The sequence below is a fragment of the Myxococcus sp. AB036A genome, from assembly GCF_006547355.1.
GTDB lineage: Bacteria > Myxococcota > Myxococcia > Myxococcales > Myxococcaceae > Myxococcus > Myxococcus virescens.
On record NZ_VHLC01000018.1, the window covers coordinates 65,826 to 82,267 of the forward strand.

The window sequence follows — 16,442 nt, forward strand, 5'->3', positions numbered from 1 at the left end:
GAGCTAGGCCGCCTTGGCCGCGTCAGACAGCCAGCCCGACTTCCCGAGCCACGTCTGCGCACGGTTGAGCTGCGAGACGGTGGACTGGGTGCTCAGCAGGCTCTGGACGGTGGACTCCACCTGCTTGAGGTTCGCCGCGGAGAGCGTCTGGTCCACCACGGGATTCAGCCGGAAGTACTTCTTCCGCAGAATCATGCGGCACTGGTAGTCCGCCGCGTCCGAGCCGGCCTCCAGCATCATCTTCACGAGCACCATGGGGTCGTGGAAGTCCAGCAGCCACTTGGAGAAGCCCCAGTTGGCCACGCCCTTGCAGAAGTGCGGCGTGAGGTAGGAAGACATGCAGCCGTTGCCCACCGACATCATCAGGATGTTCGTCAGGTCGGGCGGCTCCGTCTCCAGCGTCTCCACCTTCTCCGAGCGGCTCTTGCGGGTGATGTTGTTGATGATCTGCGCCAGCGCCACCAGCGACGGGTTGTTGGCGAAGATGCCGCCGTCGACGTAGCCGCTGCCCTGCTCCCGGATGCCCTGGTAGACGGGATAGGAGAGCGGAGGCGAACCGCTGCGCATCAGCACGTCCACCACCAGCTCGTTGTGGTCGGAGTCGTTGTCCGGACCGGTGTTGTGGAAGATCTTGGCCTTCCAGGTCCGCAGCGACTTGCGGTGACCGTCGAGCTGGAAGGACGGCAGCGCCACCTTCCGCTTCAGGTCTCCCAGGCGCAACGTGGCACCAAAGTAGCTGCAGAAGAAGTCGCGCATGTAGCTGGAGTCGAGCAGCGCGGCGTTGCCCGTCAGCGCCATGGCGGTCCGCCCCAGCGACACCGCCTTGCGGTTCATCTGGACGACCTCACCCCAGAAGTCGAGGATCTTGGGGAAGGCGTCATCGGGGTTCTCGTAGGTGGCGAAGAACGCGGCGTTGAAGGCCCCCGCGGACGTGCCGGAGAACAGCTCCACGTCGTTCAGCAGGCTCTGCCCGCCTCCGCGACTGGTCAGCGTCTCCTTCAACGACTTGAGCAAGCCCGCGGTGACATACCCCTCACCGCCGGAAATAGACGTACCATCCATTGCAAGGACTCGGTGCGGCATTACATGACCTCCATGGGGAGCTGCGCAGCCAGCCCCTTTGCTGGCATTTCCGCCCGAGACACTTCTGCGATTGGCGGGAGCGACAAAACCCTATCCAGACATTTCTGTATTTCAATTGCAAGCACGGCGACATTCCGTTCATCCATGATGAGCGTCATGTGATTGCCTGGAACCGGTATCACTTCCGTCCCCGCGAGCGCGAATCTGCGCACACTGTCGACGAGCGGATCGCCTCCAATCGTCACCGGACCCGTCCTGAAAAGTGTGGCGGAGCCTTTATACGAAGAGAACGTATAGAGTTGCTCCGAGCGGCGTGTTGCCAGGAAATTCCGGGCCGTCAGCGCGCTGTCTCGCAAGAAACGCCATAGGTATGAATACTGCCCATCTGTATCCCGACGAAGCAGGTCTGCCCATGCCTCGGGCAGGCTGATTCCCATCCATTCGCCTATCAATCTCAGGCTGGCGTAGTCCCGCGGCATCTGGGCCTCACCCAGCACCTTGATGAGCTGGGAGCCCGCGGGAATCTCCTGCGGGGTACCGTCGTGCGCGGACAGCCGGTCCAGCGCCGCGCCGTCAATCAGGCCGAGCAGCGCCACCTGTTCCCCGAGCGCTTCGAGCTGCCGCGCCATTTCACAGACGACGAGCCCTCCGTAGGACCAGCCGGCGATCCGGTACGGCCCGCTCGGCTGCACCTGCCGCAGGGCCGCCACATACAGCGCGGCGGTGTCCTCGATGGTCTCCGGTGGCAACTGGTCGTCCATGACGCCAGGCATCTGGAAGCCGAACACGGGCTGCTCCGCGTCCAGATGGCGGGCCAGGGCGACGTAGACGGCCGGGCTGCCAGCGGACGGCGGGGTGAGGAACAGCGGCGGTTTGTGTCCCAGGGGCTTCAGCGCCACCACACAGGCGGGCAGCTGGCGAATCAGCGCGGTGACCTTGCTGGAGTGTTCGTCAATCCAGTGCGCCAGGGCCTCCACGGAGGGCCGGTCGAACACCTCGTTGAGGGGCACCTCGATGTCCAGCTTCGCGGAGATGCGCGAGATGAGCGTGACGGCGAGGAGCGAGTGGCCTCCCAGTTCGAAGAAGCTGTCGGTGGGCGCCACGGAGCTCAGTCCCAGGAGTTCACCGAACAGCACCTGGAGTTGCCGCTCCGTCTCGGTCCGCGCTTCCGTGCGGGCCAGCGCGCTGGCGACGGGGGCCTCGGACTCCACGGGCGGGAGCGCCTTGCGGTCAATCTTCCCGCTGGGCGTCAGCGGCAGCTCCGGGAGGACCGCGATGGCCTCCGGCATCATGTACTCGGGCAACACCTCACGCAGGGATTTGCGCAGCTCGGCCCGCAGGTCACCGTTCTCCATCGACTGGGGCTGCACGTAGGCCACCAGGCGCGGCGCCCCGCTGGGGAGGCGCTGCAGGAGCACTGCGGCCTGGACGACGTCGGGATGGCGGCCCAGCGCGGCCTCCACCTCTCCCGCCTCGACGCGGTGACCGCGAATCTTGAGCTGGTCGTCCTGGCGGCCCAGGTATTCGATGCGGCCGTCGGAGAGGTACCGGGCGTGGTCCCCCGTGCGGTAGAGCCGCGAACCCTCGGGGCCCCCGTCGAAGGGGTTGGGGACGAAGCGCTCCGCCGTCAGGTCCGGCCGGCGCAGGTAGCCTCGGGCCAGTCCGACGCCGCCGATGTACAGCTCGCCGGGGACGCCCACGGGCACGGGCTGGAGGTACCGGTCCAGGATGTACAACCGCATGTGCGGGATGGGCCGGCCAATGGGAACCCGCTCCGGAGGGGGTGTTCCATCCGGCAGCAGCGTCTCGAAGCAGCACGCCACCGCGGCCTCGGTGGGGCCGTACTCGTTGATGACGCGCGTGGGGAGGCCCTGCTCCCGCCACGGGGCCAGGTCCACACCGTGCAGCCCTTCCCCGCCCAGCACCACCGCGTGGGTGCGGCCGAGCACCTCGCGCGTGCGCCCCAGGCCGTTGAAGGCCCGCAGGTGCGACGGCGTCATCTTGATGAAGCTGAAGCCCTGCTCGGGGTAGTCCCGGGACGTCAACTGGTCGATTTCGTGACCGCGTGGCACGAGGAACAGCGCGCGGCCCGCCAGGAGCGGCGCGAAGAGGCTCGTCAGCGTGCCGTCGAAGCTGACGGAGCCAATCACCGGGCTCCCCGTCCCTTCGCGGAGCCGGTAGGCGTCCACGCTCCAGCGCAGGTAGTTGACGATGCTCCGGTGCGTGATTTCCGTGCCCTTGGGCCGGCCCGTCGAGCCTGACGTGTAGAGGATGTAGGCCAGTTGGTCGGGGAGGACGTCACGGCGGAGCTGCTGGCCCGGCGCAGCGGGCACGCCCCGAAAGCCTTCGTCCACGTTGAGCGTGACGAAGCCCCCCATGCCCCAGAGGCGCTCGCACAGCTTCGTGGAAGAAATCACCACCCGGGGCCGCGCATCCGCGACGATGTGGCGGAGCCGGTCCACGGGCTCGTCTGCGTCGAGCGCGAGAAACGCGCCCCCTGCCTTCATCACCGCCAGCAGGCTCACGATGAGCTCCGCCGAACGGTCCAGGTAGACGCCGACCACCACCTCCGGTCCCACGTCCAAATCCTGGAGTGACGCTGCGACCCGGTCGCTGAGCTGGTCGAGCTCGCCGTAGGTCAGCTCCCAGTCGTCCACGACGACGGCCACCGCATCCGGCGTGCGCAGCGCCTGGGCTTCGATGAGCGCATGGAGGCACGCGCCTTCCGTCTCCTGCGTCCCCGTGTCGTTCCACTGCCGGAGCACGCGCTCGCGGACATCCGCGGGGAGCACGGGCAGCTCGCCTACCGGCCGCTGGGGCTCGGCCACGAGCCCTTCGAGCAGCACCTGGAAGCAGTCCACGTAGTGCTGGATGGTGCCCTGCTCGAAGAGGTCGCGGTTGAACACCATCCGCGCCGACAACCGGTCGCCGTGGTCATCCACGAAGAGGTTGAGGTCGAAGCGCGATGATTCCGCCTCGAACTCGATTGGCCGCATGCGGAGGCCCGTCTCGTCCTGGGCCTCGCCGGAAGCGCGGACCCAGGCGAACACGACCTGGAACAACGGGTTGAAGCCCAGGCTGCGCGCGGGCCTCAGCTCCTCCACGAGCAGGTCGAAGGGCAGGTCCTGATGAGCGAAGGCATCGAGCACCGTCTCACGCACGCGCTCCAGCACCGTGGCGAACCCCGGGCCGCCGCCAAGGTCCACCCGCATCACCAGGTTGTCCACGAAGAAGCCCACCAACGGCTCCAGCTCCGTGCGCGTCCGGTTGATGGAGTTCGCGCCCAGGACCAGGTCCTCACGCCCCGTGAGGCGGTGCAGGAGAACGAAGAATGCGCTCAGCATCCCCACGAAGGGCGTGGTGCGGGCCGTGTGGCTCTGCGCCTTCAGGGCGGCGGTGAGCTGGGGGCCCACTTCGAAGCGCACCTCGCCGCCGCGGTTCGACTGCACCTTGGGGCGCGGATGGTCCGTGGGAAGCTCGAGCAGCGGAGGCGCCCCCTCCAGCTTCCTGCGCCAGTAGTCCACCAGCTTCTGGCGAACCTCGCCCTGGAGGTACTCCCGCTGCCAGACAGCGAAGTCGGAGTACTGGAGCGTCAGGGGCGGCAACGGCGAAGGTTGGCCGCTGGCGAAGGCGCCATACAACGTCACGATTTCGCGGACGAGGATGGCCTGCGCCCACACGTCCGCCGCGATGTGGTGCAGGCAGAGCTGGAGGTACTGTCCCTGGGGCCCCCGCTCGATGATGAGCACGCGCATCACGGGGCCCGTGGACAGGTCGAAGGGCCGCTTGCCCTCACGCTGGAGGAAGGCCTCCACGCCCGCGGGCTCTGAGGCCAGCACCTCGCGCTCGTCGAGCACGCGGAAGTCGAACCGGGGCTCCGGGTCGACAATCTGGACTGGGACGCCCGCGTGCTCGGCATACCGCGTGCGCAGCACCTCGTGGCGACGGATGACCTCGGTGAAGCAGCGCTTCACGATGGCCACATCGAGGTGCCCTTCGACCTGCAACGCGAGCATCAGGTTGTAGGCGGTGCTCCCGGGCTCCAAACGGTCGAGGAACCACAGCCGCGTCTGCCCATAGGAGAGCGGCGCGGGCCCGGTGCGTTGAACCGGGACGATGGGCGCCTCCTCCTGCCCCCGGTCATGGGCACGCAGGAGTTCGAGCAGCTCGGGTTTGTGTTCCGCCAGTGACTGCCGAAGCTCCGGGGTGGCGGCGCCTTTCGGTCCGCGCAGCCTCAGCGCGTCGCCTTCCACCCGGACTTCCAGGCCCCGCCGATTCAGCTCGGCGAGCAGTTCCCCCAGGTTCATACCGTCAACTCCTCGATGTCGGCTGCGGCCTCCGCCGCGGGAGCACGCGCGAGCAGATCCTTGAGCTCGAGCTGGGTGCTCAGCGCATCCACAATCCCGTCGAGCGTGGTGCCGTCGATGAAACGCGCCATGAGCAGGTCGACTCCCAGCTCGCGGCCAATGCGGTTCTTCAGCTCGACCGCGCGCAGCGAGTCGAGCCCCATCTCGTTCAGGGAGATCTTCTTCTGGAGGACCTCGTGGTCCGGAGCGAAGCCCAGCAAGGGCCCCAGCCGGCTCTGCACGTACCGTGTCAGCAGCGCGCGCCGGCGCTCTCCGTCCGCCCGCTTCAGCTCTTCCATCAGCTCATGCATCCGCGAAGCCGCCGCGGACCGGGCCTGCTCACGGAGCATCAGCTCGGAGAACAAGGGACCATGGCCGGGCGAAGGCCCCGCCTCCAGCGAGGAGACGCTGAAGGGCACGACGCCCACCTGCACGGCCCCCTGCTCCAGCAGTTGTTCGAAGACCTGGAGCGCCACTTCGGGTGTGAGGCTGGCGGCATCCGACGCTTCCGGCCGGTCCGCGCTCTTGGCGGCCATGCCCGCGCCCGCCCACCGTCCCCAGTTGATACTGAGGGCTGGCAGGCCCAGGCGGTTCCGGTGGTGCGCCAGTGCGTCCAGGACGCTGTTCGCCGCTACGTAGTTCGACTGTCCCGCCACACCCACCAGCGAGGCCGCGGACGAGTACATGACGAAGAGGTCCAGCGGCATCCCAGCCGTGGCGCGGTGCAGGTTCAACGCGCCCTGCACCTTGGGCGCGAACACGCGCGAGAAGCGCTCCGCATCCTGGTGCAGGATGACGCCGTCCTCCAGCACGCCCGCCGTGTGGATGATGCCTCGCAGGGACTGGCCCCGCTCGGACACGCCCGCCACCAACCGCTGCACGTCCTCCTGTCGTGAGACATCCGCGCGCGCGACGGTGACGCCGACGCCCCGAGCGGTCAGCGCCGCGAGCCGAGCGTCCGCCGCGTCCGTGGGTGCACTCCGTCCCACCAGCAGCAGGTGCCGCGCCCCGGCCCCCACCAGCCACTCCGCCGTCGCGAGCCCCAGCGCCCCGAGGCCTCCCGTGACGAGGTAGACGCCATCCGGGTGGATACGCACGGGGGCCGCGCGTTCAGGTGGCTTGCCAGGACGCACGAGGCGCGCGCCCAGGATCCGGCCGCCGCGCAGGGCCAAGACGTTCTCCTGCGGCGGCTGCGCCATGAGGTGGAACAACCGCTCCAGCGCTTCGGAGCCCGGCTCCAAGTCCACCATGCGGCACATGAGTTCCGTGTGCTCGATGGCCACCGCGCGGCCGAAGCCCCAGAGGGAGGCCTGAGCAAAGCCCTCCACCGCATCCGTGGGCGTGGCGGCCACCGCGCGCTCCGTCACCATCCACAGGGCAGGCGGCTGCGCCCAGCTGGCACGCGCCATCGCTTTCACGAGGTGAAGCGCGCCCACGGTGCTCGACGTCACCGAGCCGGAGAGGGCCTCGGGAGAACGGTCGCCGAGCCCCCACAGGTAGGCCACTGCCGCTGGAGCGGAGGCGTCCTGGAGCAGCCGGTCAAAGCCCGCCGCGTCATGGGGGTTCAGCCGGTAGTGGGTCGCGTCGACGCGTTCGTAGGACGCACCGGGCGTGGCCACCACGCAGGTCCAAGCGCGTTGCCGCGCCAACGCCCTGACTTCGTCCGCGACGCGGTCCGAGTCCACCAGCAACAGCCAGGGCCCGGACTGCGAAGCCACCTGGTCACGGGCGGAGGGCACGGGCTGCTCCCGCCACGCCAGCTCGAAGAGGAGCTCCTGCATCGCCCCCGAGAAGGCCGCCTGGAACGCTCGGCGGTCGACCTGCTTCAGCAGCAGACCTTCCACCTCGGCGACGACGGCGCCGTCCTCGTCCAGGATGCGGAGGTCGGCGCTCGCCAGTCCCTCAGAGAGCGACGTGCGCGCCCCGGTTCGGGCGTGCACCCAGATGCTGCTCCCGGGCCGCTTGAACCAACGCAGCCGCTCGATGGCGACCGGAATGCGCCCCTGCCCTTCTCCTCCCACGTGCGCGCCGCCGTCCGTGAACGCCGCCGCCGCCGTCTGGAAGCATGCGTCGAGCAGCAACGGATGCAGCCAGTAGTCCCCCAAACCGATGACGAGCGCATCGGGCAGCCGCACGTGGGCGAGGCATCCCTCCCCGCCGAACCGCAGCGCATCGATGCCTCGGAACGAAGGGCCGTACTCCAACCCGCCGCGCGCCATCATGTCGTAGTGCGCGCTGACGGAGCCCTGCCGGGGGAACGCCTGCAACAGCTCCGACTCCAGGGCCACGTTCTCCGGGTGCGTGCGGCCCTCGGTGATGCGGCCCTGCGCCAGCCGGGCCCAACTCCGGTCCGCCGTCCCTGTCGCCTGCCCGAAGATTTCGAAGCGGGAGCCCTGCTCCTCGGGCGTCAGCACCGTCTGGACGTCCTGTGACTGTCCCTCGGCGAAGACCAACGCTCGCTCCAACTCGATGGCCGTGAGCTCCAGAGGCTTCCCGCCGGACGTCGCGTGGTGCGCGGCGCCGAGCGCCATCTCGACGTAGCAGGCGGCTGGCAGCACGGGGTTGCCCAGCACACGATGCTCCACGATGAAGGCGGGCTCGTTCCTGCTCAGCCGGGCCGCGAAGCGCGTTTCCTTCGCACCCGCGAGCGACAGCGGTGTCCCCGGCAGGGCGTGCGCCTCGCCTCGCGCGGCATCGTCACGCGCCGCATGGCCCCGGCGATTCTCGGGGCTTTGCAAGTCCATCCAGTAGCGCTCACGTTGGAAGGGATGCGTCGGCAAGCAGCGCGGGCGCCGCTCGAAAGGTGCATCGAACGCAGCCCAATCCACGTCGAAGCCACGCATGTACAGCTCCGCCACGCTGGAGAGCAGTTGCGCTGTCTCTCCGGTGGACGGACGCAGGCTGGGGAGCCAGCACAGGTCTTCCGACTGGAACGTCCTGCGGCCAATGCCAGCCAGGATGGGCGCGGGCCCCAGCTCCAGATAGGTCCGGTGCCCGTCCTCCCGCGACGCCTCCAGCGCCTTGGCGAAGGCGACGGGCTCTCGAATCTGGCGGCACCAGTAATCGGGCCGGGAGACTTCGTCGCCGACACGCCGGCCCTCCAGTGTGGACACCAGCGGGATGCGCGGTGCCGACAGCGTGAGCCCTTGGAAGGCCTCCGCGAACGGCTTCAGCACGGGCTCCATCTGCGTGGAGTGGAAGGCGTAGGACATCCGCAGACGCTTCGTCTGGATGCCCTGGCTCGACAGCGCCTGCTCCACCTCGGCGATGGCGTCGGGCGTCCCGGAGACGACCACGTCATCAGGGCCGTTGACCGCCGCCAGGGAGGCCGCGCCGGCGTGCGGCGCGATGGCCCGGTTCACCGTGTCGAGCGAAGCAGACACGGCCAGCATCGCGCCTGGGCCCAGCAGCTCGCCGATGAGCCGCGCGCGCGTCACGACCAGACGCAGCGCCTCCTCGATGCTGAACACCCCCGCGACAGCGGCCGCGGCATACTCTCCCAGGCTGTGCCCGATGAGGGCCGCTGGCGTGACGCCCCAGGCCCCCCACAGCTCCGCCAGCGCATACTCCAGGGCCACCAGCGCGGGCTGCGCATGGCGCGTGTCCTCCAGGAGCGTTGCGGAAGATTCACCGAAGAGGAGCGCCTCGAGGCTGCAATCGAGCAAGCCCTCCAGCGCCTTGGAGCACCGCTCCACCGCTGCCCGGAACACCGGCTGCGTCTCGAAGAGTTCCCGTCCCACTCCAGGGCGAAGCGCGCCCTGCCCCGTGAAGAGGAAGACAGGCCGGGGGCTCTCCGTTCCGCGCAGGGGTTCGCGCGCCGGGCGCAGCTTCTCTTCGCGCAGCCGTGTCAGGTTCGCGCGCAGCTCCGCGGCCGTGGCGCCCGAAACAGCGGCGCGGTGCTCGAACTGGGAGCGGCCCGTGTTCGCCGTGTAGCACCAGTCTCCCAGCGTCACCGGGTCGTCCGGCAATGCGCGTTCCTGCGCTTCCATCAACGCTTCGAGCGCGGCTTCACTCTTCGCCGACAGCGTCAGCACATGGGCCGGGCGCTCCGCGTCCACGCGGGGCCGCGCCAGCACGGGGGCTTCTTCCACGACCATGTGCACGTTGGTGCCGCTGAAGCCGAAGCTGCTGACGCCCGCGATGCGGCGCTTGTCACCGCGCAGCCAGGGCCGCGTGGCCGTGGGGATGGTGACGGGCAGGTCGTCCCAGCGGATGTTCGGATTGGGCCGCTCGAAGTTCAGGTGGGCGGGGATGGCCTCGTTCTGCAACGCGAGCAGGACCTTGATGAGCCCCGCGATGCCAGCGGCGGCCTCCAGGTGCCCGATGTTCGTCTTCACCGAGCCGACGTACAGCGGCTCACCGCGAGCGCCCTTGCGCCCGAAGACGGACCGCAGCGCCTCCATCTCGATGGGGTCGCCGAGCAGTGTCCCCGTCCCGTGGGCCTCGATGTAGCCCACCTGGTCCGGCTCCACGCCGCAGCTATCCAGGGCCGCCCGGATGACGCGCTCCTGCGAGCGTCCGTTCGGCACCATCATCCCGCTGCTGCGGCCGTCATGTGTGACCGCCGAGCCCCGGATGACGCCGAGGATGGCATCGCCCTGGGCCAGCGCGTCCGACAGGCGCTTGAGCACGACGACGCCGCAACCCTCGCCGCGCCCGAAGCCGTCCGCGGAGGCGTCGAACGTCTTGCAGCGGCCATCCGCCGCCAGCATGCGGTTCTGGCACTCCACCATCACCGTGACGGGAGAGAGGTTCAGGTTCGCGCCCGCGGCGAGCGCGAGGTCGCTCTCGTCGTTGCGGAGACTCTGACAGGCCAGGTGGATGGCCACCGCGGACGACGAGCACGCCGTGTCCACGGAGACCGCGGGCCCCTGAAGGCCCAACGTGTGGGAGATGCGTCCTGCGGCGACGGACGGGTAGTTGAGCGACGCCGAGTGGAACTCCATGTTCTCGGCGATGCCCAGCAGGTTGTAGTCGTTGTGCATCAGCCCCAGGAAGATGCCGGTGCGGCTCCCGGTGAGGCCGGCGGGCGGGATGCCGGCGCGCTCCAGGGCTCGCCAGCACTCCTCCAGCAACAAGCGCTGCTGTGGGTCCATGCCCTTGGCGTCCCGCGGCGTGATGCCGAAGAAGCCAGGGTCGAACAGGTCGACGCCGTCGATGAAGGCGCCTCGGCGCGTGTACATCTTTCCCGGGACACCGGGCGTGGGGTCGTAGAACGCGTCGACGTCCCAGCGTGAGGCAGGTACCTCCCGTGTCGCGTCGCGGCCCTCGGCGAGCAGCTCCCAGAACGTCTCTGGCAGGTCACCTCCGCCGGGGAAGCGACAGGACATGCCCACCACGGCGATGGGCTCGGCCGCCAGCAGCTCCTTCTTCGAGCGCAGCTGGCTCGCGAGGTACGCGAGCTTGACGACAGGCAATTCGGAAATGCGTGTAGATAGTTTCGCCATCAGGGTCTCATCTGGTGAGCGCGCTCTCCAGCTCCTGGTCGATGAGGGACGTCAGCTCCTGCTCCGACAGCCCTTGAATCTCCGCGGAGAGCGCGCCCTGCGCCTCCCGCGATGCTTCCTGCTTCTTCTGAACCTCTGTCCCCAGCTCCAGCTCCTCGGCCAGATGCGCGACGAGTCCGTTCACGGTGGGGAAGTCGAAAATCAGCGTTGAACGCAGGCTTCGCCCGAGACTGCTCGCGAGCCGGTTCTTGATTTCGATGGCCAGCAGCGAATCGACGCCCAGTTCGAACAGGCGCTCGTTTCCGGACAGCCGCTCCGACTCCGACATGCCCAACGTCGCGGACACCTGCCCCGCGACGTGCTGACGCAGCAGCTCCGCCTTGCGATTCGGCGGCGCCGCGTCCAACTGCGCGCGGAAGGCCGGTGCTTGCACCCGCTGTGGCACGCTCCCCAGCAAGCCCTGGACGAGCGCCTGCCGCGCGAGCCCTGGCAACTGCTCCGCCAGCCGCGTCCAATCCACGGGGAAGACGCCCCACTGGACTTGCGCGCTCCCGATGAGCCGCTCCAGGACGCTGAAGCCCTGCTGGACGGGAATGGCGCCGAAGCCCTGCGCCCCCGGCCGCGCGGAGGCTGCCCGCTCCAGCCGCGCCGCCATGCCCGTCTCCGCCCACGAGCCCCAGTTGAGCGTCAGCGCGGGCAGCCCCTCCGCGTGGCGCAGATGGACCAGCGCATCGAGGAAGGCATTCGCAGCGACGTAGTTCGACTGGCCCGGAGACCCGATGAGCGAGGCGGCGGACGAGAAGCAGACGAAGAAGTCCAGCGCCATGCCCTGGCTGAGCGCATGAAGGTTCCACGCGCCCTGAAGCTTGGGGGCCAACACCTCCCGGAACTGCTCGGACGTCTGGTTGGCGAGCGTTCCGTCGCGGAGGACGCCCGCCGAATGAATGATGCCGCGCACGGGCGGGGCTTCGCGCAGGCTCGCGAAGAGGTCCGCCATGGCGTCGTGAGACGCGATGTCCACCCGTGCGACCCGCACCTTCACGCCCTGGGCCTCGAGCGCATCGAGCTGGGCGCGGGATTCAGGCGACGGAGCACTGCGCCCCATCAGGACCAGATGCCGTGCGCCCTGCGCCGCCAACCAGTTGGCGGCACGCAGACCGAGTCCCCCCAGGCCTCCCGCGACGAGATAGGTGGCCTCCGCGACGATGGACACCTTCTTCGCCGCGACCGACCGTGAACGGGCCCGCTCGATCCGAGGGGTGTAGAGACCGCCGCCACGAATGGCAGCGCCAGACTCCCCATCCGGCAACGCGAGCGCCCGCACGAAGGTGCCCAGGTCTTCGGACCGGGGCTCCGCGGGCAGGTCGATGCGGAGGCACCGCAGTTCGGGCAACTCCGTCGCCACGGCCTGTCCGAAGCCCCACAGCGGCGCCTGCGCGACGCGGGCGCCGTGCGTATCGGAGGGCAGGCTTTGCGTGCCCCGCGTCACCAACACCAGCCGGGGCGACGCGCCCTGCCCATGCGCCAGGGCCTGCGCCAACCGCAGCGCGCCCAGGCACCCCGACTCCTGAGCCGCGTCGAGCCTGGCGCCCGTGTCACCCGCCTGGTCCCCCTCATCGAGGCCCCAGAGGTACAACAACCCCGTGGGAGGCTGATTCGCCCACGCAGTGACGAGCCGCGCATGGTCTTCCGGGTTGGCGGGATTGATGCGGAAGCCCTCGGGCGTGCTGCTGAACGACTCCCCCTTGCGAACCAACGTGCAGCGCTCGCCACGCTGCGAAAGCGCCTGCACCAGCTCCGAGGAGAAGTCGTCCTCGCTGGCGAAGACGGCCCAATGTTGATTCGCGGAGTGGGCTTCCTCCGTGACGGCACGCGACACCCAGTTGAGGCGGTACAGCCAGTCCTGGAAGTCGTTGTCGAGCCCACGCAGCAACACGTCGCGCTCGGCCTTGCGCACCGAGAACCCCGACACGACGGCCACCACGGCGCCATCGTCGTCACACAGGGTCAGGTCCGTCGCTGAGAAACCCTCCTGTCCCTCCCGGGGAGGCTGCGCCGCATACGTCCAGACCCGCTCCGGCAGCGGCCGGTACAGGTCCAGCGTCTGCAAGGCCACGGGGAGGTGCAGCGCGTCTTCCTCCGTGAGCTGCGACACCGCCGCCGCCGTGCGCAAGCAGCCGTCGAAGAGCGCCGGGTGGACGCGGTAGTGCCCGCTCCGGTCTTCCACCTGGCCCAACGACAGCGCGGCCCCAGTCCCCCGATGCAGCGACGTCAGCACGCGCAGGGACGGCCCATAGTCGAGCCCGTGGTGCGTGAAGACGGCGGAGAGTTCATCGATGGAGACAGGCGTCGAGCAGTCTCGGCCCCACGTCGCCCGGTCCACCGATGGGGCCACGGCGCTCAGTGCCGACACCCGGCACGTCACATGGGTGACCCAGGCCGAGCGCGCGCCGCCGCCCTCCTCCGAGCGCTCGTCCCCCCGGCTCACCACCTTGCACGCAAGGCCCGCCTCGCCCTGGTCCTCCAGCAACGTCTGGACGACCCGCGTCTGCTGTTCGGGGAGCACCAGCGGCTGAAGCAGGGAGATGTCCTCCAGCCGCAGCGACTCCGTGCCGAGCACCTGCGCCGCCGCCGAGGCCAGCATCTCCACGTAGGCCGCCGCGGGAACCACCGCCTTGCCGTACACCCGATGGTCCGCCACGAAAGGCACGGTTCCCGCCGACAGCTCACTGGAGAAGACGGTCGTCCCCTCCTTCAAAGCGGCGGACTCCAGACGCGTCCCCAGCAACGGGTGGGTCGACACACGGTGTGACGTGCGCGTCCACGGCGCGGGCACGTCCAGCCAGTACCGCTGCCGCTCGAAGGGATAGGTCGGCAGGGCCTTGCGGGTCCGCCCATAGCCGGAATCGAAGCGCTCCCAGTCCAGCCTGGCGCCGCGCACATACAGCTCGGACATCGCCCGGAGCAGGCCGGCCCAGTCGGAGCGGCGCGGGTGAAGCGTCTCCAGCCACAGCGCCTCTTCCCCCGCCACCACGTCCCGCGCGAGGTTGGACAGCGAGGGCTTGGGGCCCACCTCCAGGAACACACGCACCCCGCGTTGGAGGAGCGTCAGGATGCCATCCTCGAAGCGCACGGGCTGGAGGACATGCCGGGACCAGTAGGCAGGCTGGGTGATGGCCTCGCCTGCTTCGCGTCCGTCGAGGTTCGAGATGAGGGGAAGGCGCGGCTTCTGGAAGGAGGCGCGGCTCGCGGCCCGCTCGAACTCCGCCAGCATGGGCTGCATCAGCGGAGAGTGGAACGCGTGTGACACCTTCAGCCGCCGGCTCTCGATGCCCGCCTCCACGAGCGCCTGGACCACGGTTTCGATGGCCGTGCTGTCCCCCGAGATGACGGTATTCCGCGGCCCGTTGATGGCCGCCAGCGTCACCCGGGGATGCCCGGCGATGAGCGGCAGCACGCGCGCAGGCTCGGCGAACACGGCCAGCATCGCGCCGCGCTCGGGCAGCGCCTGCATCAGCCGAGCGCGCTCAGCCACCAGGGGCAAGCCGACCTCGGGCTCCAGGACACCCGCGAACATGGCCGCCGCGTACTCGCCCACGCTGTGGCCCAGGACCGCGTCGGCGCGCACTCCCCACGCTCGCAGCAGGTGCGCCAACGCCAGCTCCAGCGCCACCAGCGCCGGCTGGGTGTATCGCGTCTCGTCCAGCGCCCCTTCCGTGTCCTGGAAGAGCACCTCGGTCAGCGGCCGTTCCAGGTGCGGCTTCAGGATGCCCTCGAAGCGCAGGAGTTCCCGGCGGAACTCGGGCTGCGTGTCGAACAACTCCCGGCCCATGCCCGCGTACTGGGAACCCTGGCCCGTGAAGATGAACGCGACGCGCGGTGCCTCGGCGTCGCGGCGGCCTTCCACGCAGGTCTCGGGGACGGTGGGCGCTCCACGGCTGAACGCGCGCAGCGCCTCGGTCAGTTCCTCGGAGGTCGAAGCCGTGAAGGCCGCGCGCTCCTCCATGGCGCTCCGGCCGGTGTTCGCCGTGTGGCAGATATCCGCGAGCCCTTCCGCGGGGCCCTGCGACAGCTCCTCCGCGATGGACCCGGCCAGCCTGCGAATACTGGCGTTCGAGCGTGCGGAGAGCGCCAGGACGTGACGCGGGCGTTCCACATCCCGGACCGGAGACTTCGGCCGGGGCGCGGACTCCAGGACGACGTGCGCGTTCGTCCCCGAGAAGCCGAACGAGCTCACCGCCGCGAAGCGCGACTCCGTCCCCTGCCACGGACGGCGCGCGGTCGGCACTTCGATGGCCAACTGCTTCCAGTCCACATGCGGCGTGGGCGTGCGCAGGTGGAGATGCGGCGGGACCTCCTCGTTCGCCAGGCACAGCGCGGATTTGATCAACCCCGCGATACCGGACGCACCTTCGAGGTGCCCCATGTTCGTCTTCACCGAGCCGGCCATCAGCGGCTGCTGCCGTCCCGTCCTGGCGCAGTAGACGGACGCGAGGGCCTCCAGCTCGATGGGGTCACCCAGCGACGTCCCCGTCCCGTGAGCCTCGACGTAGCCCACCTTCGCGGGCTCCACCTGTCCGTCCCTCAGGGCATCCCGGATGACGCGCTGCTGGGCAAGCCCGTTGGGCACGGTGAGTCCGCTGGTCCGCCCATCCTGGTTCACCGCCGAGCCGCGAATCACCGCGACGATGGGGTCCCCATCCGCGATCGCGTCCGACAGGCGCCGCAGGAAGACGAGCCCACAGCCCTCCCCTCGCCCGATGCCGTTCGCCGAGGCGTCGAAAGTCTTGCACCGGCCATCGGCCGACAGCATGTGCGTGCGCGACTCAATCAGTGTCGCGACGGGAGAGAGGACCAGGTTCACCCCGCCCGCCAGCGCGAAGTCGCACTCCCGCTGACGCAGGCTGCGGATGGCCAGGTGCACCGCGACCAGTGACGAGGAGCACGCGGTATCAACCGTGAGGCTGGGCCCTTCGAGTCCGAAGGAATATGACAGGCGTCCCGCGGCGACGCTCGCGCCATTTCCCGCGCCGGTGTGGGCGTCGATGAGCTCCGGGGACTGGGTGGCAATCTGCGTGTAGTCCTGCCCCATCAGCCCGACGAACACGCCAGTCCGCGTCCCGCTCAGGCTCGTCGGATTCCGGCCGGCACGCTCCACGGCCTCCCAGGCGACCTCCAGCAACAGCCGGTGCTGCGGGTCCATCCGCGCCGCCTCACGCGGGGAGATGCCGAAGAAGCGCGGCTCGAACTGGTCGATGTCCCTCAGGAAGCTCCCGTGGCGCGTGTAGATGCCACCGGGATGGTCCGGGTCGGGGTGGAAGAAGCTGTCCGCGTTCCACCGGTCGGATGGAATCTCGGTGACGGTGTCCACGCCCTCGGAGAGCAGGCGCCAGTATTCGCCAGGGCTGGTAACGCCCCCTGGGAAACGGCAGCCGATGCCGACAATGGCAATGGCCCCGTGCTTTTCCTGCTCATGGGCATCGAGCTTCGACTGCGTCTCCTGCAACTTCAGGAGTGCGCGCTTCATCAGCTCGCCGTAGCTCGTATCGCTTCCTTGCGCTGACAT

4 protein-coding genes are annotated in these 16,442 nt (G+C 69.3%); all 4 read right to left on the reverse strand.

Going from position 1 to position 16,442, the window contains the following annotated elements; genetic code table 11:
- Window positions 1-3: 3 nt before the first annotated feature.
- From FL344_RS10270 to FL344_RS10285, 4 genes are read right to left on the reverse strand one after another with little or no spacing between them, the layout of a single operon-like run.
- A complete protein-coding gene (locus tag FL344_RS10270; protein ID WP_141618386.1) occupies window positions 4-1,083 on the reverse strand; it encodes a patatin-like phospholipase family protein in 1,080 nt (359 codons plus the stop codon).
- A complete protein-coding gene (locus tag FL344_RS10275) occupies window positions 1,083-5,390 on the reverse strand; it encodes a non-ribosomal peptide synthetase (RefSeq protein ID WP_141618387.1) in 4,308 nt (1,435 codons plus the stop codon). The genes FL344_RS10270 and FL344_RS10275 overlap by 1 nt, the downstream gene beginning before the upstream one ends.
- On the reverse strand, window positions 5,387-10,876 hold the full coding sequence (locus FL344_RS10280; protein ID WP_141618388.1) for a type I polyketide synthase: 5,490 nt from the start codon (window positions 10,874-10,876) through the stop codon (window positions 5,387-5,389). Before FL344_RS10280 ends, FL344_RS10275 begins: the two co-directional genes overlap by 4 nt.
- Before the next feature lie 7 nt (window positions 10,877-10,883).
- The gene (locus FL344_RS10285) at window positions 10,884-16,442 is read right to left on the reverse strand and encodes a type I polyketide synthase (protein ID WP_141618389.1); all 5,559 of its coding nucleotides are present in this window, start codon (window positions 16,440-16,442) and stop codon (window positions 10,884-10,886) included.

Excerpts from the sequence above, each read along its gene's own strand:
- FL344_RS10270 (WP_141618386.1), bottom strand. The coding sequence starts at position 1,083 with ATGCCGCACCGAGTCCTTGCAATGGATGGTACGTCTATTTCCGGCGGT.
- FL344_RS10285 (WP_141618389.1), bottom strand. The coding sequence starts at position 16,442 with ATGTCAGCGCAAGGAAGCGATACGAGCTACGGCGAGCTGATGAAGCGC.
- FL344_RS10275 (WP_141618387.1), bottom strand. The coding sequence starts at position 5,390 with ATGAACCTGGGGGAACTGCTCGCCGAGCTGAATCGGCGGGGCCTGGAA.
- FL344_RS10280 (WP_141618388.1), bottom strand. The coding sequence starts at position 10,876 with ATGGCGAAACTATCTACACGCATTTCCGAATTGCCTGTCGTCAAGCTC.